This window comes from Marinomonas profundimaris (assembly GCF_000508165.1).
Taxonomy (GTDB): domain Bacteria; phylum Pseudomonadota; class Gammaproteobacteria; order Pseudomonadales; family Marinomonadaceae; genus Marinomonas; species Marinomonas profundimaris.
In genome coordinates this window covers 1-20,986 of the sequence record NZ_AYOZ01000015.1, presented here as the reverse complement: position 1 = coordinate 20,986, position 20,986 = coordinate 1, and the positions used below count along the sequence as shown (strand labels likewise).

The following is a 20,986-nucleotide window of genomic DNA, read 5'->3' as shown; positions in this document are numbered from 1 at the left end:
GCCCTGAATGCCGCTAATTACTGTAGGTGTAAATCACAAAACTGCGCCGGTCTCGATCCGTGAACGCGTGGCTTTTGCTCCTGAAAAGATGATCGATGCCTTGTCTTCTCTTATCTCCGAGAAAAAAGCGAGCGAAGCTGTCATCGTTTCGACTTGCAATCGAACCGAACTTTATTGTGCTATCGAAGATGTTAGTCAGGTTGACGACGTTATTGCGTGGCTTGGGGAATATCATGGTATTGCCTTATCCGATTTGCAGCAATATTGTTACACGCATATGGAGGACGACAGTGTGCGTCATATTATGCGAGTGGCATCGGGTTTGGATTCTCTGATCTTAGGTGAACCGCAAATTCTGGGGCAAGTAAAGTCAGCGTATGCGGTCTCGCAAGAAGGGGCGTCCATCGGCCCCAAACTAGAGTCTTTATTTCAGCGCGCTTTTTCTGTCGCCAAGCGCGTACGAACCGATACGGCGATTGGTGAAAACCCCGTTTCCATTGCCTTTGCTGCCGTGAGTTTGGCACAACGTATTTTCGCAGATATCAGAAACAGTACCGCGTTACTGATTGGTGCTGGACAAACGATTGAGTTGGTGGCGAGACACCTTAAAGAAAACGGCATCAAACGTATTATCGTGGCCAACCGAACCTTAGCGCGGGCTGAATCCTTAGCCCATGAACTCAATGCCGAAGCCATAATGCTGGGCGAAATAGGCGATTATTTATCACAGGCTGATATTGTTATTTCTTCTACGGCCAGCCAGTTACCCATTATTGGTAAAGGAATGGTGGAGCGCGCGACATCCAAACGTCGCCACTCTCCAATGTTGTTGATTGACATTGCTGTGCCACGAGACATAGAGCCAGAAGTAGAAGAAGTAAACGACGCATACCTTTATACCGTGGACGATCTTCATTCAGTGATTGAAGAAAACGTTCGAGCAAGGCAAGATGCTGCGAAAGCGGCCGAAGAAATGATCGACGAAGGCGTAGATTCTTATCGGCGCGTGGTTGAATCTAGGAAAGTATCGGATCTTATTGTCACGTTTAGGCAATCGGCCGAAACCATGAAAAACACAGAATTAGAAAAAGCGCTAAAAAGCCTTGAAATGGGCCATTCTCCAGAGCAAGTGATGAACAAACTTGCGCATGGATTAATGAACAAGCTTATTCATGCGCCGACGCGCTATTTGCGTGATGCTGGCGCAGACGCAGATCAAGACGCATTAACCATTGCCTCAAATGTATTGGGCATTTACCAAGAAAAAGACAATTAAAAAATGAAAGAATCCATTAAGTTAAAATTAGAAAGTTTGTCCGATCGTTACGATGAATTGGCGGCGCTGTTGAGTGTTGCTGAAGTCATTATGGATCAGGATTTGTTTCGTTCTTATTCAAAAGAATACGCCGAACTTGAGCCTGTGGTTAAGTGCTTTAATGAGTTTCAGCAAATAGATGAAAACATTGCTGAAGCAGAACTAATGATGACCGACTCTGACCCAGATATTAAAGAAATGGGTGTAGAGGAATACAAAGCAGGCCAAGCGCAAAAAGAAGCGTTGCAGCTAGTATTGCAAAAATTGCTGTTGCCTAAAGACCCTAACGATTCACGAAACGTGTTTTTGGAAGTGCGAGCAGGCACTGGTGGTGATGAAGCGTCTATTTTTTCTGGCGATTTATTCCGCATGTACTCTCGTTATGCCGAGACACAACGCTGGAAAGTGGAAATCATCAGCGCAAATGAAGGCGAACACGGTGGTTATAAAGAAGTGATTGCTCGAATTGTTGGTGAAGGCGCGTATTCAAAACTTAAATTTGAATCTGGCGTACACCGAGTGCAGCGTGTTCCAGCCACAGAATCACAAGGGCGTATCCATACGTCGGCTTGTACTGTTGCTGTCATGCCAGAAATGGACGAAGTGGACGATATTATTATCAACAAAGGCGATTTACGCATCGACACGTTCCGTGCGTCAGGCGCGGGTGGTCAGCACGTTAACAAAACGGATTCGGCGATTCGTCTTACCCACATTCCAACCGGTGTTGTGGTGGAGTGTCAGGAAGAGCGTTCGCAGCATAAGAACCGAGCCAAAGCCATGTCACTATTGGCGTCCCGATTGTTAGCGGCTGAGCAAGAAAAAGCCGCCAGTGAACAATCGGAAACGCGTAAATCTTTGGTGGGCAGTGGGGATCGTTCTGAGCGTATTCGTACCTACAATTACCCTCAAGGTCGTGTAACGGACCATCGCATCAATCTTACTTTGTACAAATTAGACGAGATTGTCACAGGCGATTTGGATGTGTTGATTAATCCATTGGTCAATGAGTTCCAAGCAGAACAGCTTGCGGCGTTGAGTGGCGATAATTAATCATTCGTACCCTGTTTTGTATAAGGTAATCATCGCGTATGCGAATTGATGAATTATTAAAAGGCGCTTGTGAGCGCCTTACTTTTATCTCCGATACCGCTCAACTTGATGCGCAGCTTTTGCTGGCTCATGTTTTGGGTGTCTCGGCGTCTTATTTTTATACCTGGCCGGAAAAGACCGTAAGCGACGTCGATATCGAACGCTACAATGCGTTGTTGGTTCGTCGAGAGTTGGGCGAGCCCGTTGCGTATTTATTAGGCCATCAAGCGTTTTGGACGTTAGACATCGAAGTCTCGCCTTGCACTTTGATTCCGCGAGCAGACACCGAACGGCTGGTGGAAGTGGCGTTGAGCTTACTTAGTACCGAAAGCGCAAGTCGCATTCTGGATCTTGGCACGGGAACGGGCGCGATAGCCTTGGCCCTGGCAGCGGAACTGCCTCGCTCGAATGTGACTGGCGTGGATCTGGTTGACGATGCGGTTGCGTTAGCCAAGCGCAATGCCATACGAAATCGGCTTAACAATGCGGCGTTTAAGCAAAGCAGTTGGTTTGATGCATTAAAAGAAGACGCTAGGTTTGATTTGATCGTATCGAATCCGCCTTATATTGACCCTGACGACGAACATTTATCACAAGGCGATGTGCGTTTTGAACCGAAAAGCGCGCTGGTGGCCGACAATCATGGTTTGGCGGATATTGAGCACATTATTCACACTGCGCCTAACTTCTTGTCGCCAAATGCTTATCTTGTGTTCGAGCACGGCTACGACCAAGCGCAAGCGGTTCGAGAGCGATTCAAGCTGGCGGGGTATTCTGCAATTGAAAGCTTTCAAGATTTAGGCGGAAATGACCGCGTGACGATTGGCAAGTGGGTTTTGTAGACATCAAGATAAAAGCGCGGATGCTAACGCTTCTATCTTGATGTCTTTGTTCGCTATTTTTTCGGTTGGGCGCTTTCAGGTCGGATAAACACAGGCGCGTCTTTTGTTGATTGCTGGGGGTCGTAACGATAACCCGCGAGATCAAATGCTTTTATTTCGTCTAATGTTTCGCAGCGGTTTTCAATGAGATATCGAGCCATCAAACCTCGTGCTTTTTTCGCGTAAAAGCTAATGACTTTAAACTGCCCATTTTTTTCGTCGAGAAAGTTTGGCGTAATCAGCGGCGCAGTGAGCTTTTTCTTGTTTATCGCTTTGAAATATTCATTCGACGCGAGATTGACCAACAATTCGCCGTCTTGCAAAGTATCGTTTATTTTATCAACAATGATGTCACCCCAAAATTGATAAAGATTGCTTCCTCGAGTGTTGCTTAGTCGTGTTCCCATTTCTAAGCGGTATGCCTGCATAAGATCAAGAGGTTTTAGCAGCCCATATAAACCGCTCAAAATACGCAAGGATTTTTGAGCGTAGGCCATATCGCTATCATTCAACGAATACGCGTCTAGTCCTGTGTATACGTCACCCATGAAAGTATAAACGGCTGGTCGACTGTTTAGCGGAGTGTGTTCTTTTTGCCATTCTTGATAACGTGAGACATTGAGTGTGGCCAGTTTGTCACTGAGTTTCATCAAAGAGGCGATGTCGGCTGGCGTACAAGGTTTAATAGTATCAATGAGTTGCTGAGCGTTATCCAGCAGTTCAGGTTGACTGAATGTGTCGTTGTTAGGCTGTGATGTGAGATCCAGTGTTTTGGCTGGTGATATTAAAAACTTCATAAATTATTCCATCTGCTTGATCATTGCGTTTCCTAAAGATTATCCATAGAGTGTCGATAGATATCCAGACAATGCTTTAATAGAGATAGTTTATGAAGAATAATCTGATACCATTTCCTAAGTCTCGTCATCGCGATAATGAGAAAGAAGTTCCGCTGGCGCCCAGTGATGAATTGACTGCGCTTCGTGCTGCTTTTGATCGGGCTCGCACCGATTGGGTGATAGAGTTGGCTGAGCTACCTGAAAATAATAAATTGCGTTGCGGCTCAAAAAAATAACCGAATTACACTCAATTCGTTTTTATAATGGGTCGCCTATTAAGGTGTAAAACCCATGTTACTTTTTCTTGTGCGTCATTCTCTTCCTTTTATGTTTGTTTTTGCCGTGCTCGGCTTTCTGATTCCTTCTGCGTCGCAGGCTTTTTTTCCTTTTCTTCCGTTTGTTTTGTTCACGCTAATGACATTGACCTTATTGGGAATGAAACAGCATGAGTTAATTAAGCGCTTAGGCAGTAAAGAGATATGGTTTTATGCTGCGCTGCATTCTGCCGCTTTTATGGCAATTGTCGGTGTGTTGGGTTGGTTATTGGCGTTTGATTCAGACCTTTTGTTGGCGGTGGTTGCCGTCGCGGCGACGGGGTCTTTATTTGCCACTCCAGCCATTGTTAGAGCATTAGGATTTGATAGCCTTCAAGCGATGGCGATGACGATTGCAACGACGCTGGTATTGCCTGTGTCGATTTGCGTTGTTTTGATTTTATATCAAACAGAAGACGTTACACTTGATTGGATAAGTTACTTTATTCGTTTGCTGGTGTTTATTTTTGGCCCTATGTTGTTTTCTTTTTTAGTTCATTATTTTTTACCAGAAGAATCCCTGAGTCGCTTCTTGGTTAAGATTTCACCTTATACCATCTTGTTAGTGTTTGCGTTTCCTTTTGGTTTAGTGGGGAGCTTTAGGGTGCTGTTTGACCAAAATCCGATGATGGCGTTGAACTATTTTCTGATAGCAACAGGGCTATGTGCGCTGTTTTTTATTCTGTCTTATTTCACCTATCGCAAGCATGGAAAAGCCATTGCGCTGACTGCCGCTATTACTTCTGGGAACCGCAATGTTTTACTCACCTACAGCATCGCAGGCGGGTTACTTGGCCCCGCTTTTTTACCCTTAGCTGGGGCGTTACAAATCCCTACATATCTGTTGCCTGTTTTGACTCGTTGGCTGAAAAAAATTACTAAAATAAGTTTAGATAGTTAACGTATTTTAGTAAGCTTCGCCGGTATTAGTTTAACTAATGAAAACAGTGGGAAGCTTCCCATGCCATATTTAAGGATGAACGGTCGATGCGTCAAAATACACCGGTGACAAAACAAGAAAAAACTTTCGCCAAAGAAGAAAAACTCATATCTACCACGGATTTAAATGGCAACATTGTCCATTGTAATGATGCCTTTGTGAAAATCAGTGGCTTTGATAAAAGTGAGCTTATTGGCAGTCCGCACAATATTGTTCGACACCCAGACATGCCAAAAGAAGCGTTCCAGATTATGTGGGAAACGTTAAAGCAGGGTAAAGCCTGGATGGGATTGGTTAAGAATCGCTGTAAAAATGGCGATTTTTATTGGGTTGATGCGTACGTGACGCCTGTCACTGAGGCAGGGAAGGTCGTGGGATACGAGTCCGTTCGGACCGTTCCTAATCGAGACGATGTGGCGAGAGCGGACAAAGTCTACCGAAAAATCATGAACGGTAAAAAGGTGCTTCCGAGTGCTTATCTTTCGTGGAAGGTTGTCGTCCCTATTGTGGGCTTGGTGTCCGCTTTTGTAGCCGGAAGTGTGAATGTACTTTATGGTGTTGGTGTAATGGCAATCGCGAGTTTCGTCGCCAATGCCCTCTTTTGGCTGAACCAATCACAATTGCAAAACACATTAAGAAAACGACTTTCTACGTCTTTTTTGCACCCATTAGCAGGTATTACTTATTCCGATCGCGCTTTGGATATTGCGACATTGGATGTCGGTGTTAAGAGCTTATTATCAAGAATGGACGCGGTATTAACCCGATTCGAAGATGAATCTTTGAAGGTATCTCAGCAATCAAAGATAGGTTTAGATCTGACGGTTGAAACCACAAAGGGCATGGTCAGCCAGCAACACGAAACTCAAGATGTGGCGGCCGCGATGCAGCAAATGACCACGACTATTCATGATGTGGCTCAGCATGTACAAATGACAGCAGACAGTGCAAAAACGTCTTTTGAATCGGCAGAAAGTGGCCAAAAAATAGTGACTGAGACAAGACAATCTATTCGCCAGTTAAGCGAAACCGTAAACGACATTAGCGCAACGGTGCAAGAGTTAGCGGATCGCTCAGAGCAAATTGCGCAAGTAGCACAGATGATCGACCAAATCGCCGAGCAAACCAACCTATTGGCGCTTAATGCAGCGATAGAAGCGGCTCGGGCAGGGGAATATGGACGAGGTTTTGCTGTGGTGGCGGATGAAGTTCGTCAGCTGGCCCAAAGAACGCAAGGTTCCACGAAGGACATTCATGACATTATCGCCACGCTACGCAGTGGTTCTCAGAACTCCGTATCGATTGCGAATCAGGGAAAGCAAGATGCTGAAAAAGGTTTGGGAAAAATTGTCGAGTTGGAAAGCGCATTTGTAAACATTGTTGGCGCAGTGTCGAAAATCTCCGACATGGCAATGCAAATGTCGGCTGCGGTTGAAGAGCAAGCGCAAGTGTCTGAGGACATTAATCGACAAGTTGTTCGTATTTCTGATTTGTCGGTCGAAAGTTCAGAGAAATCCAACTTATCAAGTGACAGTATTCGTTCATTGCAACATGTGGCTGATGACATGCATGAGTTGGTGATTCGTTTTAAATAAAACAAATTAGAGATCAGGCAGACGAAAAAAAACGCTGTTACCAAGTAAGGTAGCGGCGTTTTTTTATGCAATAAGCTTTGAGTTGATGATGGTTAAGGAAGTGGCAAGGCTTTCAGTCGCTCACTCGCGTGGTTTAGATTAATCATCATCAGTTCTTGGCTGGCTTTCGTATCGCCCAATGCCTTGAGTAAGCGGCTCAGTTCAGCCAGAGCTTCGCTTTGTGAGTCTAGTGATAACGCTTGCTCGTAATAGTCTCTGGCTTTACCCCACAGCATCATAGATTGGCTGAAGCGGCCACAGACGAGGTAAAGGTTTGCGCTTGCGGGTTCTTTTTTTAGCCAACTTTCACAGTTGGTTAAGCGCTTTTTGATGTTGTCTTGCTGAACGTTGCCATATTCATAAATGAGTTCTTCTGACCATTTATGGTTCAAGCTAGTACGAATGAAGCTTTCTGCTTTTGCATCGTCACCAAAATGAATCAATGTCTGTGCATACAGTTGTCGCATTCTGTCGTCTTGAGCAAGCGTGTCTAGTTTATTCCATAGGTTTTCGACTTCCGTCACTAGGTCTTTTTTGTTTTGTCCCAGTTTATTACGGAATTTGATTTTATCGAGCAGTGCTAAAAAAGCATTACGCTCTAATTCAAGCATATTGTCGTCGTCGAATATGCCGTCTTTTTTAAGCGTGGGCGTAAGTGTTAACAAGGCATCCCAGTCTTTTAATTGTGTGTAAACCGTGACAAGCATTTTTAATACTTGTTTGTGTTTTGGTTTTAACTTTTGAAGACGCAATAGCGAAGCAAGCGCGCCTTCAAAGTGTTCTTGTTTTATTTGGATCTGACTCTGCGCGAAACCAATCGCGAATTCCGCTTCTGGTGTGGATTTATGGGCGGAGCGCAATAGTGCTTTAGAGCGTTCATGTTCATCTTGTTCACTGGCTGCGTATGCGGCACCGATGTAATTAATCAATGGATAAGGGACTTTTTCTGCACTGTTGGTGAGCAGTTTCTCTGCTTTGTTCCAGTTACCGCCAACCAGTTCTAGCATGCCTCTAATCGTGTTTCGAGACGCTCTTTTTTGCGCTAGGTTACCTGTGACTTTTGCTAAAGAATTACTGGGTCTAAGGGCGATAAACAAAATACGTTTCACCCAGCTCATGACAAATAAAGCCACGACCATGCCAATAACCAAAACCCATAAACTGGTTTCAAGGGTAACGCCATTAAAGGCCACCAATACATAGCCGCTGTCTTGGCGCATCAGCAAGCCTAAAACGCCACCAACGGCCATCATAATGACCAGTAAGAAGAGAAGTTTCCTCATAGGTTGTCCCCTGTGTTGGTGTTAGGTGTGACGAGGTTTTCTTCCGGTGTTTCAGCTTGATTTTCTGCACTTGTATTTATATGTGGTGCACTTGGTGTTGCTTCGTTTGGTGTTATCTCATTTGGTATCGTTTCACTTGGCGTTGTGGGGGTGTCATCACGATTTGTCCACTCTTTCATTAATGACTTCATGGCCATTAATGAATCTCTAGGCTGCGGTAAATCAGGCGATGGATTCAGCTGCTGTAAAGCTGTTAAGCTGCCCAAAAATGAAATGACGCTATTGGATTGTGTTTCAAAATGTTCTGTTGTGGCGTTCGCAATGCGGGACAGCGCTTGCTGATAAATAACAGGTTCACCCTTGATAAGGGCAACTTGCGCGATTTCCAGCTGCAGTTGCAAGCTGGTCACCAGTTCTTGATATTCCGCTGGCGGCAGCAAGGCTTTGATGGGTTTGTGGTTATAGTTTATCACCACCAATGATCGAATGGATTGCCAGAAGTTTTCTAATGCCGCGGTGAGCTGGCTGGTGGTTGAATTCTCTGTGGTTGTCGCGGACTGTTCTGTCGACGATTTTTGCCATTCTTTTGACGGCTCTCTTTGAGGCAATGTTTGTACGTTATCGTATAAGGCATTAAGTTGCAGATACGCACCTTCTAAGTCGAATGCGCTGATCGACTTCAATGCTTGGATGTCTTTCGCAAGCGCTTTGCGTGTTGAAAACACGATAGGGTCTGCTAGTTCGTTTAGAATATCATCTGCATTGCTTAGTAATGTTACGGCGCCGTTGTTGTCAGATTCAAGTAATAAGCGCTGATTGGCTAGGCGAATCAGATACTCAGCTTCCGCCAATTTCCAGTCTTCTTTCGTGGTGTTATTGAGTCGATTGAGCTTAGACTCTAATGACAAAAGTTTCTCGTCTTGCTGAGCTTGATACGTGTTGAATTGATTTTGTTGCGTTTGGGCACCGTGTTCCGAGCGTTTAACCTGCTCAATAAGTTGGTTGAGCTGAGATTGGCTTAATGCACTCGAATTTAGCTTTTTATCAAGGCCCATTTGCTGAATGGTTAATTGCTCAATGTCTTTATTGGTTGTGCTTTGGGTGCTTTGGAAATACAACCAGCCGCTTAAGGCGATTGCAATGGCAGAAAGGCCTAGTGAAATAGGAACCAGTCTATTTGAGGGCGACGTTGTTTGTGTCTTTTTGCTGGACGGAGTTGTGGGTTGGTCGCGTTGCATTTCTGCTTTTTCAGTGACAGCTGAGGAGGTTTCAATCGCCTCGTTCGGATGCGTTTCTTGCTTATTATTCTCTGACATTCTATTTTCCTGTGTGAAATTCCGTCGCTTTGATCAAGCTGTTATCGTCAGCGCCATTTGCGCACGAGGCATTTATCCAACCCATTTTTTTTGCTTGTTCATTCACTCTGATACTTGGCGTGAGTATAGGGAGTGTTTTCCATTCTGGTTTATGCATTGCAACGTATTCTGAAAGATTGTCTAAGTTTTCGCCACTGGTTACCCATATTAAATTGATATCGGGCAACATGAAGAAGGTTTGAGCGGAATAATCCGGTTTTTTTCTTTCGTAAAGAGAAAGATAGCTGACTTTAGCGCCTCTTTCTTCCAGTTTGTTGCCTAATTCTGGTCGTCCACCCACTCCTCTGACAATGAGAATTTTTTGGTTCGTCATTTTGGCGGGCTTTAACCAATCCAATAGCGCTTCCGTGGTGTGCCCAGGATTGGATAAGGCAGGAACACCTTCATCAAGTAAAGATTGTGTTGTACCTTGCCCAATACCGATCCAATGAACGCCAATAGGCAGCATTGGCCAACAGGCGTCTAACCATTCACACGCAAGGCGCGCGGCATTTTTACTGACGAAAATAACGTAATCGAAGGTGTCTATGTCAAACACTTGAGCGCGAATAATGTTGCGTTGCGCCGCGTCTTGTATTGGTGCAATTTCAAGCATAGGCAAAGTAACCGGCGTCCAACCTTGAGCACGAATACGTTCACAGCTCAGGGTGTTTTCCGGTTCGGGTCGAGTGATTAAAATACGACAATCTTTCACCAAATATTCGCCTATTTGATTTATTAGAGGGCGTTATTGATACAAGGCATCAAGGATGACATTCGCACCACGAGAAAGCAGATCGTCGGCGAGTTGGACGCCAAGCGATTTAGCATCGTCTTTGTGGCCTCGGATTTCGCCTTCAATCATGGTTGTGCCATCTGGGCTGCCTACCAAGCCTCTCAGCCAAAGTGTGTCGTCGGTTAATATCGCAAAACACGCAATAGGTGCTTGGCAACCGCCATTTAATCGCTCATTGACCGCGCGTTCTGCCGTAACTCGGATAGCGGTTTCTTCGTGCTGCAAAGGGGTTAGTAGTTTGATTGTTTGTACGTCATCAGAGCGGCATTCGATTCCCATCGCGCCTTGTCCGCCGGCCGGTAAACTAGTTTCGGCTGAGATGCGTTGGCGAATTCGCTCAGGCATTTCAAGGCGAAGTAATCCCGCGGTGGCTAAGATAATGGCATCATATTCACCGTCATCCATTTTGCGTAAACGCGTGTTCACGTTGCCGCGTAAATCTTTAATGATTATGTCAGGGCGTTGCATTTTTAATTGGCAGGAACGGCGAAGACTGGAAGTGCCGACGATCGCGCCGTTCGGAAGACTGTCGAGTGATTCAAAGGTGTTGGAAACAAACGCGTCGCTTGGGTCTTCACGCTCACAAATCACCGCCAAGCCTAGCCCTTCAGGAAAGGCCATCGGAACGTCTTTCATCGAGTGAACGGCTATGTCGGCTCTGCCTTCTAAAAGTGCTGTTTCGAGTTCTTTAACAAACAGTCCTTTGCCACCAATTTTAGAAAGAGGAGAGTCTAAAATTTGATCGCCCTTAGTTGTCATACCCAGTAATTCAACCAGCATGTCAGGGTAGAGTGCTTCCAGTTGTGCTTTGACATTATTAGCTTGCCAAAGGGCTAACTGGCTTTCTCTGGTTGCGATCACAATTTTATCTTTCACTTCATCTCCTCATGAGTTTCGGGCGGAAAAATGCCTTTAAATCTTGCGTTTAATGATACTCGCTAAGAAGGACTCCGTCATCTTTCAATGCTTTATAAGTCGAAGCGCATACTGTACTCTTGGCAGCTGTTTGAATTTGTGTGGGAACCAACCGAATGACTGATACTAATAAAACCACTAACCAGCAATGGGGTGGCCGTTTTTCTGAGCCTGTGGACGCTTTTGTGGCGCGTTTTACGGCGTCTGTTGAGTTTGATCAACGTATGGCGAAGCAAGATATTCAAGGGTCGATTGCTCACGGTAAAATGCTCGCCAGTATTGGGGTTTTGACGGCAGAAGAACGTGATCAGATTATTCAGGGTTTGACTGAAATCGAAGGCGAAATAGCCCGTGGTGAGTTTGAATGGTCAATTGAGCTAGAAGATGTTCACATGAACATAGAAGCGCGTTTGACTCAGAAAATTGGCATTACAGGTAAAAAATTGCATACCGGTCGTTCGCGTAATGACCAAGTCGCAACCGACATTCGTTTGTACATGCGTGACGAAGTGGACTTTTTGCTAGAAGAAGTCACACGTTTACAACAAGGTATTTTGAGTTTGGCGGAAAAAGAAGCCAATACCATTATGCCTGGATTTACGCATTTGCAAACGGCTCAGCCTGTGACTTTTGGTCATCATTTGATGGCGTGGTACGAGATGATGCAGCGTGATTACGAACGTCTAGTAGATTGTCGTAAACGCATTAATATTTTACCGCTTGGTGCGGCGGCGCTTGCTGGGACGACTTACCCGATTGATCGTCATATGACGGCAGAATTACTGGGTTTTGAACGCCCAACGTACAACTCTTTGGATTCTGTTAGTGACCGTGACTTTGCGATCGAGTTTGCGTCAACGGCATCCATTATTATGATGCACATGTCTCGTTGGGCGGAAGAAATGGTGATGTGGGCGTCTGCTCAGTTTAACTTCATTTTCTTGCCGGATCGTTTCTGCACAGGCTCATCGATCATGCCGCAGAAGAAAAACCCAGATGTGCCTGAATTGGTGCGTGGTAAAACGGGTCGTGTTTATGGTCATTTGATGGGATTGTTAACCTTGATGAAGTCGCAATGTTTGGCCTACAACAAAGACAATCAAGAAGACAAAGAGCCACTGTTTGATACAGTGGATACGCTGAAAGGTTCATTGCGAGCCTTTGCTGACATGATTCCAGCGATTGAATCGCGTAAAGAGCACATGTACGAAGCGGCCCGTCGCGGTTTTTCTACAGCAACCGATCTGGCTGATTATTTGGTTCGTCATGGGGTTGCGTTTCGCGATGCCCACGAAGTGGTTGGTAAAGCAGTTGGCTACGGTGTGAAAACAGGTAAAGATTTATCTGAAATGACACTGGAAGAACTTCAGTCTTTTGGCAGTATGATTGAGGCGGACGTATTTGATGTGTTGACATTAGAAGGGTCTGTCGCTGCTCGTGACCATATTGGTGGTACTGCACCTGCGCAAGTTTTAAAAGCGGTAGAGCGAGCAAAAGTAGAGCTTGCAGATCGTTTGGCGTAATGGTGTTTATTGGATTTATCTAGCATAAAAAAACGGCGACCAGTTCGCCGTTTTTTTATGCTGAAATAGCGGCGCTAATGGCCAATAGAAAACGGGGAATCTGGACCCAGTAATGTGCTGGGGGTGATGTTGAGTTCAAAATGAAAAGATTTTGTTTGTCCGCTGCAACCAGCGAATACAATTACCCAAGGTTCTTTGCTTCCTGGTTCGGGTAAGCGCCAGCAAACGCCTTTGATATTAACGTAGCGAGTGCCATCCGAATCTTTTGTGATCGGGTAAGTTACTTCTTCAATTTGCCCTTTCAAATAATCCTTTTGTGCTTTTTTGGATTCTGCAATTTTATTTCTTAGCTCTTCAGAAAAAACACCTTCGAGCGCGTCATCGTCGGTATTGGGTGATAAGGAAATTTTTGATAGATCCAGTAAGCTTGGCTTGTCCGTGCTGAAAAAAGTGTCATTCAATTCCGATGTGTCTGCTGTTTTGTTGTCTACTGTGCTACTGAATAGCGCTTCCTGTCCGTTTGCATTGTCTAAGTTGTTGCTGTTTTCATCTTGAATCTGCGTTTGTACTTGAGAGCCAAACGTATTTTGCTCAAGAGGGTTTGGTTCAAATAGATTTGATTCAGTAATATTGGCTTGCCCACCTTGCTGTTGTTTGTCAAATATGTCGAATGGTGCGGTTGATTGCTCTGAGTCTCTTTCTTCAAATGCAGCGTAAGTTTCATTGTCATTATGGTAGGGTGTGGTTTGTTCCGATTCTTCTGTTGTTTGTTGGCTGGCAGGTAATAGAAATAATTCGAAATTGGATGCGGAAACGTCGACATCAAGCCAATGTTGATTGGCTGATATCGCAATAATCATTATGTGTACGATGATGGCGCAAAGTAGTGCGGTCAGCCATGGCGCAAGTTTTCTTTTCATTCGTGTTTGTCGGTGATCCATATTGAAGAAGTGGAAGAGGTTATCTCTTGTGGTAAATATAGCAAATTCAAGACAGGGATCCCTCCTATTCTAAGTAAAGAATTCCAACGAAAGAATATCCAGCTAATTGACTTGCTAGGGTTGGGAAACGAACAGGGCGCAAGGTATACTATCTCAATCAAAAAATAGAAGAGATAAGGCGATGTTTAAGTTGTTTTCAGTGTGTGTATTGGCTGTTCTTTTGACGGCTTGCGGCAATAAAGGAGCCCTTTATTTACCAGATAGCACGCCTGTAATACAACAAGAATCGTCTTTATAGCTGAGGATCCCCTTTTGGACTTTTTTAATTATTCTAATGAGACTCTGCACGCAGAGCGTGTGGCGTTATCTGATATCGCCAATCAATATGGAACGCCTTGTTATGTGTATTCGCGCGCAACGCTAGAGCGTCATTATAATGCCTATGCAGAGGCATTTGCTTCTCATCCAACACTCATTTGTTATGCCGTAAAGGCGTGCTCAAATATTGCGATTTTGAACGTATTGGCTCGATTAGGTTCGGGCTTTGATATTGTTTCCATCGGCGAGTTGGAGCGCGTACTCAAGGCTGGCGGTGACCCTGCTAAGGTGATGTTTTCTGGACTAGGCAAACAAGCCGTCGAAATGCGTCGTGCTTTAGAGGTTGGCATTCATTGTTTTAATGTTGAGTCTGAAGCTGAGTTGTACCGCTTGGATCAAGTTGCTGGCGAGATGGGCAAAATAGCACCTGTGTCATTGCGTGTGAATCCAGATGTAGACGCGAAAACGCACCCTTATATATCGACTGGATTAAAAGAAAATAAATTTGGCATCGATATTAAAGACGCGGTCCGTATCTATCAAATTGCCCACAAATTACCAAATTTAAATGTGATGGGGGTAGATTGTCATATTGGGTCTCAACTGACTGAGTTGAAGCCTTTTCTTGATACATTTGATCGTTTGATCGGTTTGGTGGATCAGCTGTCAGAGGTGGGGATTAAGATTAAGCATCTTGATCTTGGTGGTGGCTTGGGTGTTCGTTACCGTGACGAAGTGCCGCCAGAGCCTGCAGAGTACGCCAAACTTTTGCTTGAGAAAGTAAAGGGGATGGATTTCGAATTGGCATTTGAACCTGGTCGCTCTATTGCGGCGAATGCGGGAATTCTGCTGACTCAAGTTGAGTTTCTGAAGTGTAGTCCGCATAAAAACTTTGCCATCATTGATGGTGCGATGAATGATCTTATTCGCCCATCTTTGTATAGCGCGTGGATGAATATTGTACCTGTCTCTTTGGTGCCAACATCAGAAGGTGAGCGTACGTACGATCTTGTTGGGCCAATTTGTGAAACTGGTGACTTTTTAGGCAAGGATCGCGAACTTGATATTCAGCCTGGCGACCTTTTGGCTGTCCGTTCGGCGGGGGCGTATGGCTTTACCATGTCATCAAACTACAACAGCCGTAATCGCGCGGCAGAAGTGATGGTTGATGGTGATAACACGTATTTAATTCGTGCCCGTGAAACGATTGAGCATCAGTTAGCTGGTGAGCAAATTTTGCCAGACTAAGGAGTTCGTCGTGTTGTTAAAATTTACCAAAATGCATGGATTGGGCAATGATTTTGTTGTCGTCGATGCGGTGTCTCGTAAAGTGTTTTTTAATAAGCAGCAAATCGAGCGACTGAGTGATCGAAACTGGGGGATTGGGTTTGACCAATTGTTGGTGGTAGAGCCACCAACTCAGCCAGATATGGATTTCCGTTATCGTATTTATAATTCAGACGGCAGTGAAGTAGAGCATTGTGGTAACGGCGCTCGTTGTTTTGCCAAGTTTGTATTGGATCGTGAATTAACGAACAAGCGTGTGATCAATGTGGAAACTAAGCGCGGCGTGATCCAGTTACGAGTATTGGATGACGGATTGGTCACGGTCGACATGGGAATGCCGAGCTTTGATCCTAAGGAGTTGCCTTTTACGGCGGAGCCTTCTGATGCGCTTTATGGTATTACGGCTGGTGGCGACGATTTTCTAATGACGCCTGTCTCGGTTGGTAATCCTCATGCTGTGATTAAGGTGGATCAACTGACTGATAATCAAGTATCGACAGTCGGGGCGCTTATTGAATGTCATGAACGTTTTCCTCGAAAAGTAAATGTAGGTTTTATGCAGGTGATTAATCCTGATGAAATTAATTTGCGTGTTTATGAGCGTGGCGTGGGCGAAACTCAAGCTTGTGGAACCGGAGCTTGTGCCGCGGTTGTTGCTGGTATCAAGCAAGGGTGGTTGTCACCTAAAGTGACAGCGCATTTACGAGGTGGTGATTTGCAGATCGAATGGCAGGGTGAAGGTCATCCCATATTAATGACTGGACCTGCTGAAAAAGTATTTGAAGGTCAAATTTACCTATAGAGGCATTATGAGCGAAGAGGAAGTAATTCAATATTTGTCACAAACGCCAGATTTTTTTATTCGGCATGCTGATTTGTTGGAGAGTTTGACTCTTCCTCATCCTGTTAATGGGAAGGTTATTTCTTTACTTGAATATCAGGTGAATTTGTTAAGGCAATCGACAGCGAATTACCGCGGGCAGTTTGAGCGCCTTGTTGATGTGGCTCGTGAAAATGAGTCAACCATGCAGAAAAGTCGGCGCTTGGTATTGGCTGGTCTGACGTGTAGTACTTTGGATGATCTTGCTGTTGTTATCGATGATATGGTGAGAGATGACTTTGAAGTCTCTCATCATGCTTTGGTTTTGTATGGCGAATTTCCAGACAGTGCCGTAAGAAGTCATGTGCTGGTGGATGACGATGTGTTTTTATCTCATGCTGCCGGGTTTGTTGATTGCTTTTGTGGTGTCTTGCCTCTCAATGAAATGCGCTTTTTGTTTTCTGATGATGCGGACTTGATTCGTTCAGTGGCTGTTTTGCCTCTTCTGTCAAGAGAAGGCGGTGTCATTAAAAAGTGCGGTGTTCTCGTTTTAGGCTCTAAAAGCCAAGTGGCGTTTGATAAAGAGAAGGGTGCTATGTTTCTTCAATATATTGCTGATTTATTAAGCGCAATTTTATTGAGGTTGTTACCGTGACTGTGCTTATTACGTTTGATCTGGACAATACCTTGTGGGATGTTGCACCGGTTATTTCCCGTGCAGAATATGCAATGGAAGCTTGGTTTGAAATGCGTTTTCCTGGCTTTTTACAGCAGCATTCCTTGTCAGTACAAGAAGAGCTTAAAAAGAAAGTCATGGCTGAGACGCCAGAAATTGCTGCGAACTTAACCGCCCTTCGTTTGTCTATTTATAAACTGGCACTGAAGCAGTTTGGGTTGCCTTCTGAAGAGGCTAATTCGGTTGCTGAGGCAGCACTGGCGCATTTTTGCGAATGGCGTCAGAAAGTGGATTTATACCCTCATGTTGTTGATGTGCTTGAAGTGTTACATCAGGATTATTCGTTGGCCGTCATTACGAACGGGAATGCCGATGTTTATCATCCTTATGTTGGTCTAGGGCAGTATTTTGACTTTGCTGTGCGAGCTGATCAAGTTGGCGTTGCAAAGCCCGCTGTCGATGTTTTTTCACTTGCCGCTACAACCGCTGGTGTGGATTTAAGCCAAATCATTCATATTGGTGATCACCCTGTGGATGATGTTTTTGGTGCGGCCAATGCGGGAGCAAGAAGTGTTTGGTTTAATCGCCATGGCGCACAGCGTTGGGGGGATAGTTGGGGGGCTCCTTCGGATGCTGAAGTACACTCTTTGCTTGAGTTACCGACGGTTATTCGTTCGCTAATATCATAGCGTTTTTCTATTGCTTTAATTAATAGAGACGCATTTTTACCCCATTCATTTAGTGATACACTATGTCATATTCATTGGTTAAATATAGATTTTAAGGAAATTATTATGAGTGAGAATACAATTCAAATCACTGATGCTCAATTTGCAGAAGAAGTACTGAATTCAGAGATCCCGGTTATTGTTGATTTTTGGGCTCCTTGGTGTGGACCGTGTAAGATGATTGCGCCAGTGTTAGAAGACGTTGCTGCAGAATACGCTGGTAAAGTGAAAGTGGTGAAGCTTAACGTTGATGAAAACCAAGAAACAGCACCAAAATACAATGTTCGTGGTATTCCTACTTTGCTTATCGTTAAAGGTGGTGAAGTGGTTGCGACTAAAGTGGGTGCGGTATCTAAGTCTCAGTTAATTGAATTTGTTAACGGCGCTATCTAATTAGAGATGAGGTCGTAAAAAAGCAGCCAATTGGCTGCTTTTTTTTGGTTGGTTGTTTGTTAGTTTTTGAGTGATGCGAGCTTTTGAGCAAAAGAAGGAGAGTGTGAATTTGACAGTGTTGCAACCACTTGTTTTGCGTAAGGTAGGTATTTTTCTAAGTCCTTTTTAGGCATAGGGGCATCATTGGGTAGCCTCACGGTGACTGGGTTTTTGTGAGTGCCATTAATCCTAAATTCATAATGTAAATGAGGCCCTGTTGCCCAGCCGGTTTGTCCAACATACGCAATGATTCTACCTTGCTGAATTCTAGCGCCACGCTTTGTGCCTCTCGCGAAGCCTTTTAGATGGGCATAGAGTGTTTGATAGCCTCTTCCGTGATCGATAATTACTACATTTCCATAACCATTCTGCTTTCCAGCAAACGAAATTTTTCCATCACCAGCGGCTTTTACGGGTGTGCCACTGGCTGCTGCGTAGTCAACTCCTCGGTGAGGGCGGCTGGTTTTAAATATTGGGTGTAGCCTGTTTGGGTTGAATTTAGAGGAAATCCTAGTGAAATCTACCGGCGTTCGTATAAAGGCTTTGCGCATCGCCAAACCGTCGGGCGTGTAGTAACTCGCGCCTTTACCTGTTTTATATCGAATTGCCTGATAGGTTCTTCCATTATTGATAAATTGAGCGGCGATGATATTGCCGTAGCCAATCTTTTCGCCATCAAGAAACTTTTCTTCGTATAAAACGCTTAAGCTGTCGCCTTTTCGGATGTCTAAAGCAAAATCGATGTCCCAGCCAAAAATATTGGCCAATTCGATTAAAAGGGACTGTTCAATACCGGATCTCAATCCATCAACAAAGAGTGAGTTGTTAATCTCGGCTTCTTTATATGTCTGAATAATATCAGGGATTCTTGATGTGTCGGTGCGATTGAATTTGTCGTCTTCACGTTCAAAAGTGACACTGTCTAAGCGATTTAACACGAGTGTTAAGTGAGTGAGTTCGCCAGACATTTCATTGTTAGTAAAGTTAAGTATTTGTCCTGGCTTCATCTGCAATAAGGTTTTTTGTTTCTTATCCGCCAATGAAACTTTATAAATATCTTGGGCAGAGATGCCTCTGCTTGAGAGTACTCTGGACAGTGAATCGCCAGGTTGAACTTCAACAGACTGTTCTTTAAATGTCGGAGGGCTGTTCTTTTTTGCTAAGGCGTCGGGCACAGAAATTTCATATGTCGTACTGAGATTGCTTGCTAGCAACGGCGTCGATTCGACGGTTCGAGTGGCTGGCGACAGTTTCTGTAGGTCGTGAAGTATGAGTTCCGACTGATCTATTACTTCGAGCTTTGCCTCGAAGGAAATGGAATTGTTGTCTGATATTTCCTCATCCGGCAATGCAATAAGCAACACGGCAAGGAGTGCACTGACTGCAGCAATGAGCAGTAAATGCTTTGTTGGTAGTAATTTGATCAAGATGCGTACCTAAAATCTTTAATAAAGCCTTATAATCCTACCAACATTGCTTTTATAATTGAATGCTTAAGTACGATAAACTAACTAGGATATGGATCAAAATAATGACTGTTAGCAGTAAAGACCTTTTAAATGACTTGCAAGCTCGCGGACTTATCGCCCAAATGACGGCAGAAGATGAGCTAAAAAAACATCTAGATGGTGGAAGTCGTACTCTTTATTGTGGTTTTGATCCAACAGCGGATAGTTTGCATATTGGTAGTTTGGTGCCACTTTTAATGCTTAAGCGATTTCAATTGGCTGGCCATAAACCGCTGGCGCTGGTTGGTGGTGCCACGGGATTGATTGGTGATCCAAGTTTTAAAGCGGTTGAGCGTAAATTGAATGGCCCTGAAGTTGTGGCTGAATGGGTAGAAAAACTGCGTGCACAAGTAAGTCAATTTATTGAATTTAATGATGAGGCCAACAGCGCAGAAGTTGTCAATAATTACGACTGGACAAAAGATCTTAGTATTTTAGATTTTTTGCGTGATGTGGGTAAGCATTTCTCTATTAATGCAATGATCCAAAAAGAATCAGTAAAGCAACGCATCAACCGCGAAGGTGAAGGTATCTCTTTCACTGAATTTACCTACATGATTTTACAGTCTTATGATTTTGCAGAATTAAATAGGCTGCATAACTGTACTTTGCAGATAGGTGGTAGTGATCAGTGGGGGAATATTACCGGCGGAACGGATCTTACTCGTAGGCAAAATGGTAATCAGGCCTTTGGTTTGACAATGCCTTTGGTGACTAAGTCAGATGGTACAAAGTTTGGTAAAACGGAAACTGGTACGATTTGGCTGGATTCAAGTAAAACTAGCCAATATGCCTTTTACCAGTTCTGGCTAAATTCCGCGGATGCGGATGCTTATAAGTTCTTAAAATACTTTACATTCTTGTCTGTTGAAGAAATTGACGCTATTGAAAAGCAAGACAAAGATGGTGGTGGTAAACCACAGGGTCAATCTATCTTGGCACGTGAAGTGACGAGATTAGTTCATGGTGAAGAAGGCTTGAATGCAGCTGAGCGAATTACGCAGGCTTTATTTAGTGGCGATGTAGATTCATTGAGCGAACAAGATCTTGAGCAAATACAGCAAGATGGATTGCCTAGCAGTTCATTATCAGGTCTCGATCTAACAGCAACACCACTAACGTCTTTGATGGCCGATGCGGGATTGGCGGCGAGTGGTAAACAAGTGAAGGATGCGCTCCAGCGAAATTCCGTATTTGTTAATGGTGTGGCGAAAGGACTTGATGACAACATGAGTGCTGCTGACATTTTCAAACCTAAGAATGGATATTACAATAAATACTTCCTTGTTAAATTAGGTAAGAAAAAGCACCACTTATTCGTTGTGTGATGCATTTGACCTTAGTTTGTTTCAAATGACCAAAAAGGGCGCTTCGGCGCCTTTTTTGTTA

Annotated in this window: 21 protein-coding genes; 14 read left to right on the top strand and 7 right to left on the bottom strand. The window is 44.3% G+C overall.

Annotated features, from left to right (window positions below; translation table 11 throughout):
* Nucleotides 1–7: 7 nt before the first annotated feature.
* From hemA to prmC, 3 genes are read left to right on the top strand one after another with little or no spacing between them, the layout of a single operon-like run.
* Nucleotides 8–1,276 carry a glutamyl-tRNA reductase gene (hemA, locus tag D104_RS28385; protein WP_024024058.1) on the top strand — a complete coding sequence of 423 codons (1,269 nt, stop codon included), beginning with the start codon at nt 8–10 and terminating at the stop codon, nt 1,274–1,276.
* Between the two features lie 3 nt (nt 1,277–1,279).
* On the top strand, nt 1,280–2,368 hold the full coding sequence (gene prfA / locus D104_RS28380; protein ID WP_024024057.1) for a peptide chain release factor 1: 1,089 nt from the start codon (nt 1,280–1,282) through the stop codon (nt 2,366–2,368).
* Between the two features lie 38 nt (nt 2,369–2,406).
* The gene (prmC, locus tag D104_RS28375) at nt 2,407–3,249 is read left to right on the top strand and encodes a peptide chain release factor N(5)-glutamine methyltransferase (protein ID WP_024024056.1); all 843 of its coding nucleotides are present in this window, start codon (nt 2,407–2,409) and stop codon (nt 3,247–3,249) included.
* A gap of 53 nt (nt 3,250–3,302) precedes the next feature.
* Here prmC and yaaA read toward each other — a convergent pair whose 3' ends face one another.
* The gene (gene yaaA / locus D104_RS28370; protein ID WP_024024055.1) at nt 3,303–4,085 is read right to left on the bottom strand and encodes a peroxide stress protein YaaA; all 783 of its coding nucleotides are present in this window, start codon (nt 4,083–4,085) and stop codon (nt 3,303–3,305) included.
* Nucleotides 4,086–4,177: 92 nt separating this feature from the next.
* Here yaaA and D104_RS28365 point away from each other — a divergent pair, with 92 nt between their 5' ends.
* From D104_RS28365 to D104_RS28355, 3 genes are all read left to right on the top strand, one after another.
* The gene (locus D104_RS28365; RefSeq protein WP_024024054.1) at nt 4,178–4,363 is read left to right on the top strand and encodes a hypothetical protein; all 186 of its coding nucleotides are present in this window, start codon (nt 4,178–4,180) and stop codon (nt 4,361–4,363) included.
* 55 nt (nt 4,364–4,418) lie between these two features.
* Complete coding sequence (locus tag D104_RS28360; protein ID WP_024024053.1) at nt 4,419–5,342, top strand: hypothetical protein; 924 nt, start codon at nt 4,419–4,421, stop codon at nt 5,340–5,342.
* A gap of 86 nt (nt 5,343–5,428) precedes the next feature.
* A complete protein-coding gene (locus D104_RS28355; protein ID WP_024024052.1) occupies nt 5,429–6,976 on the top strand; it encodes a methyl-accepting chemotaxis protein in 1,548 nt (515 codons plus the stop codon).
* 92 nt (nt 6,977–7,068) lie between these two features.
* Here the strand turns inward: D104_RS28355 and D104_RS28350 are convergent, their stop codons facing one another.
* The 4 genes from D104_RS28350 to hemC are packed head-to-tail and all read right to left on the bottom strand — an operon-like array spanning nt 7,069 to nt 11,325.
* Entirely contained in the window at nt 7,069–8,298 is a 1,230-nt protein-coding gene (locus D104_RS28350; RefSeq protein WP_024024051.1) for a heme biosynthesis HemY N-terminal domain-containing protein, read from the bottom strand.
* Entirely contained in the window at nt 8,295–9,614 is a 1,320-nt protein-coding gene (locus D104_RS28345) for a uroporphyrinogen-III C-methyltransferase (RefSeq protein WP_024024050.1), read from the bottom strand. Before D104_RS28345 ends, D104_RS28350 begins: the two co-directional genes overlap by 4 nt.
* Nucleotide 9,615: 1 nt before the next feature.
* Nucleotides 9,616–10,368 (bottom strand): uroporphyrinogen-III synthase, encoded by a 753-nt coding sequence (locus D104_RS28340; protein ID WP_024024049.1) that lies wholly within the window; start codon nt 10,366–10,368, stop codon nt 9,616–9,618.
* Nucleotides 10,369–10,401: 33 nt separating this feature from the next.
* Nucleotides 10,402–11,325: a hydroxymethylbilane synthase gene (gene hemC / locus D104_RS28335; protein ID WP_024024048.1), complete on the bottom strand. Its 924-nt coding sequence runs from the start codon at nt 11,323–11,325 to the stop codon at nt 10,402–10,404.
* Between the two features lie 155 nt (nt 11,326–11,480).
* On the opposite strand from hemC, the gene argH reads away from it, so the two are divergent.
* Nucleotides 11,481–12,887 (top strand): argininosuccinate lyase, encoded by a 1,407-nt coding sequence (argH, locus tag D104_RS28330; protein WP_024024047.1) that lies wholly within the window; start codon nt 11,481–11,483, stop codon nt 12,885–12,887.
* Between the two features lie 74 nt (nt 12,888–12,961).
* Here argH and D104_RS28325 read toward each other — a convergent pair whose 3' ends face one another.
* On the bottom strand, nt 12,962–13,807 hold the full coding sequence (locus D104_RS28325; protein WP_024024046.1) for a hypothetical protein: 846 nt from the start codon (nt 13,805–13,807) through the stop codon (nt 12,962–12,964).
* Between the two features lie 202 nt (nt 13,808–14,009).
* On the opposite strand from D104_RS28325, the gene lptM reads away from it, so the two are divergent.
* From lptM to trxA, 6 genes are all read left to right on the top strand, one after another.
* Nucleotides 14,010–14,126 (top strand): LPS translocon maturation chaperone LptM, encoded by a 117-nt coding sequence (lptM, locus tag D104_RS37175; protein WP_084546014.1) that lies wholly within the window; start codon nt 14,010–14,012, stop codon nt 14,124–14,126.
* A gap of 14 nt (nt 14,127–14,140) precedes the next feature.
* On the top strand, nt 14,141–15,394 hold the full coding sequence (gene lysA / locus D104_RS28320) for a diaminopimelate decarboxylase (protein WP_024024044.1): 1,254 nt from the start codon (nt 14,141–14,143) through the stop codon (nt 15,392–15,394).
* A gap of 10 nt (nt 15,395–15,404) precedes the next feature.
* Nucleotides 15,405–16,235, top strand: a complete 831-nt coding sequence (gene dapF, locus D104_RS28315; RefSeq protein WP_024024043.1) for a diaminopimelate epimerase — start codon at nt 15,405–15,407, stop codon at nt 16,233–16,235.
* Nucleotides 16,236–16,242: 7 nt separating this feature from the next.
* A complete protein-coding gene (locus D104_RS28310) occupies nt 16,243–16,908 on the top strand; it encodes a DUF484 family protein (RefSeq protein WP_024024042.1) in 666 nt (221 codons plus the stop codon).
* Nucleotides 16,905–17,618: an HAD family hydrolase gene (locus D104_RS28305; protein WP_024024041.1), complete on the top strand. Its 714-nt coding sequence runs from the start codon at nt 16,905–16,907 to the stop codon at nt 17,616–17,618. Before D104_RS28310 ends, D104_RS28305 begins: the two co-directional genes overlap by 4 nt.
* Before the next feature lie 105 nt (nt 17,619–17,723).
* Nucleotides 17,724–18,050 carry a thioredoxin TrxA gene (gene trxA / locus D104_RS28300; protein WP_024024040.1) on the top strand — a complete coding sequence of 109 codons (327 nt, stop codon included), beginning with the start codon at nt 17,724–17,726 and terminating at the stop codon, nt 18,048–18,050.
* Between the two features lie 59 nt (nt 18,051–18,109).
* Here the strand turns inward: trxA and D104_RS28295 are convergent, their stop codons facing one another.
* Complete coding sequence (locus D104_RS28295) at nt 18,110–19,516, bottom strand: peptidoglycan DD-metalloendopeptidase family protein (RefSeq protein WP_024024039.1); 1,407 nt, start codon at nt 19,514–19,516, stop codon at nt 18,110–18,112.
* 104 nt (nt 19,517–19,620) lie between these two features.
* Here D104_RS28295 and tyrS point away from each other — a divergent pair, with 104 nt between their 5' ends.
* Nucleotides 19,621–20,925 carry a tyrosine--tRNA ligase gene (tyrS, locus tag D104_RS28290; RefSeq protein WP_024024038.1) on the top strand — a complete coding sequence of 435 codons (1,305 nt, stop codon included), beginning with the start codon at nt 19,621–19,623 and terminating at the stop codon, nt 20,923–20,925.
* Nucleotides 20,926–20,986 lie beyond the last annotated feature (61 nt).

What these genes read in the sequence shown, in the direction of transcription:
- hemA (WP_024024058.1), top strand. Translation starts at nt 8, where the DNA reads ATGCCGCTAATTACTGTAGGTGTAAATCACAAAACTGCGCCGGTCTCG.
- prfA (WP_024024057.1), top strand. Translation starts at nt 1,280, where the DNA reads ATGAAAGAATCCATTAAGTTAAAATTAGAAAGTTTGTCCGATCGTTAC.
- prmC (WP_024024056.1), top strand. Translation starts at nt 2,407, where the DNA reads ATGCGAATTGATGAATTATTAAAAGGCGCTTGTGAGCGCCTTACTTTT.
- yaaA (WP_024024055.1), bottom strand. Translation starts at nt 4,085, where the DNA reads ATGAAGTTTTTAATATCACCAGCCAAAACACTGGATCTCACATCACAG.
- D104_RS28365 (WP_024024054.1), top strand. Translation starts at nt 4,178, where the DNA reads ATGAAGAATAATCTGATACCATTTCCTAAGTCTCGTCATCGCGATAAT.
- D104_RS28360 (WP_024024053.1), top strand. Translation starts at nt 4,419, where the DNA reads ATGTTACTTTTTCTTGTGCGTCATTCTCTTCCTTTTATGTTTGTTTTT.
- D104_RS28355 (WP_024024052.1), top strand. Translation starts at nt 5,429, where the DNA reads ATGCGTCAAAATACACCGGTGACAAAACAAGAAAAAACTTTCGCCAAA.
- D104_RS28350 (WP_024024051.1), bottom strand. Translation starts at nt 8,298, where the DNA reads ATGAGGAAACTTCTCTTCTTACTGGTCATTATGATGGCCGTTGGTGGC.
- D104_RS28345 (WP_024024050.1), bottom strand. Translation starts at nt 9,614, where the DNA reads ATGTCAGAGAATAATAAGCAAGAAACGCATCCGAACGAGGCGATTGAA.
- argH (WP_024024047.1), top strand. Translation starts at nt 11,481, where the DNA reads ATGACTGATACTAATAAAACCACTAACCAGCAATGGGGTGGCCGTTTT.
- D104_RS28325 (WP_024024046.1), bottom strand. Translation starts at nt 13,807, where the DNA reads ATGAAAAGAAAACTTGCGCCATGGCTGACCGCACTACTTTGCGCCATC.
- lptM (WP_084546014.1), top strand. Translation starts at nt 14,010, where the DNA reads ATGTTTAAGTTGTTTTCAGTGTGTGTATTGGCTGTTCTTTTGACGGCT.
- D104_RS28310 (WP_024024042.1), top strand. Translation starts at nt 16,243, where the DNA reads ATGAGCGAAGAGGAAGTAATTCAATATTTGTCACAAACGCCAGATTTT.
- trxA (WP_024024040.1), top strand. Translation starts at nt 17,724, where the DNA reads ATGAGTGAGAATACAATTCAAATCACTGATGCTCAATTTGCAGAAGAA.
- tyrS (WP_024024038.1), top strand. Translation starts at nt 19,621, where the DNA reads ATGACTGTTAGCAGTAAAGACCTTTTAAATGACTTGCAAGCTCGCGGA.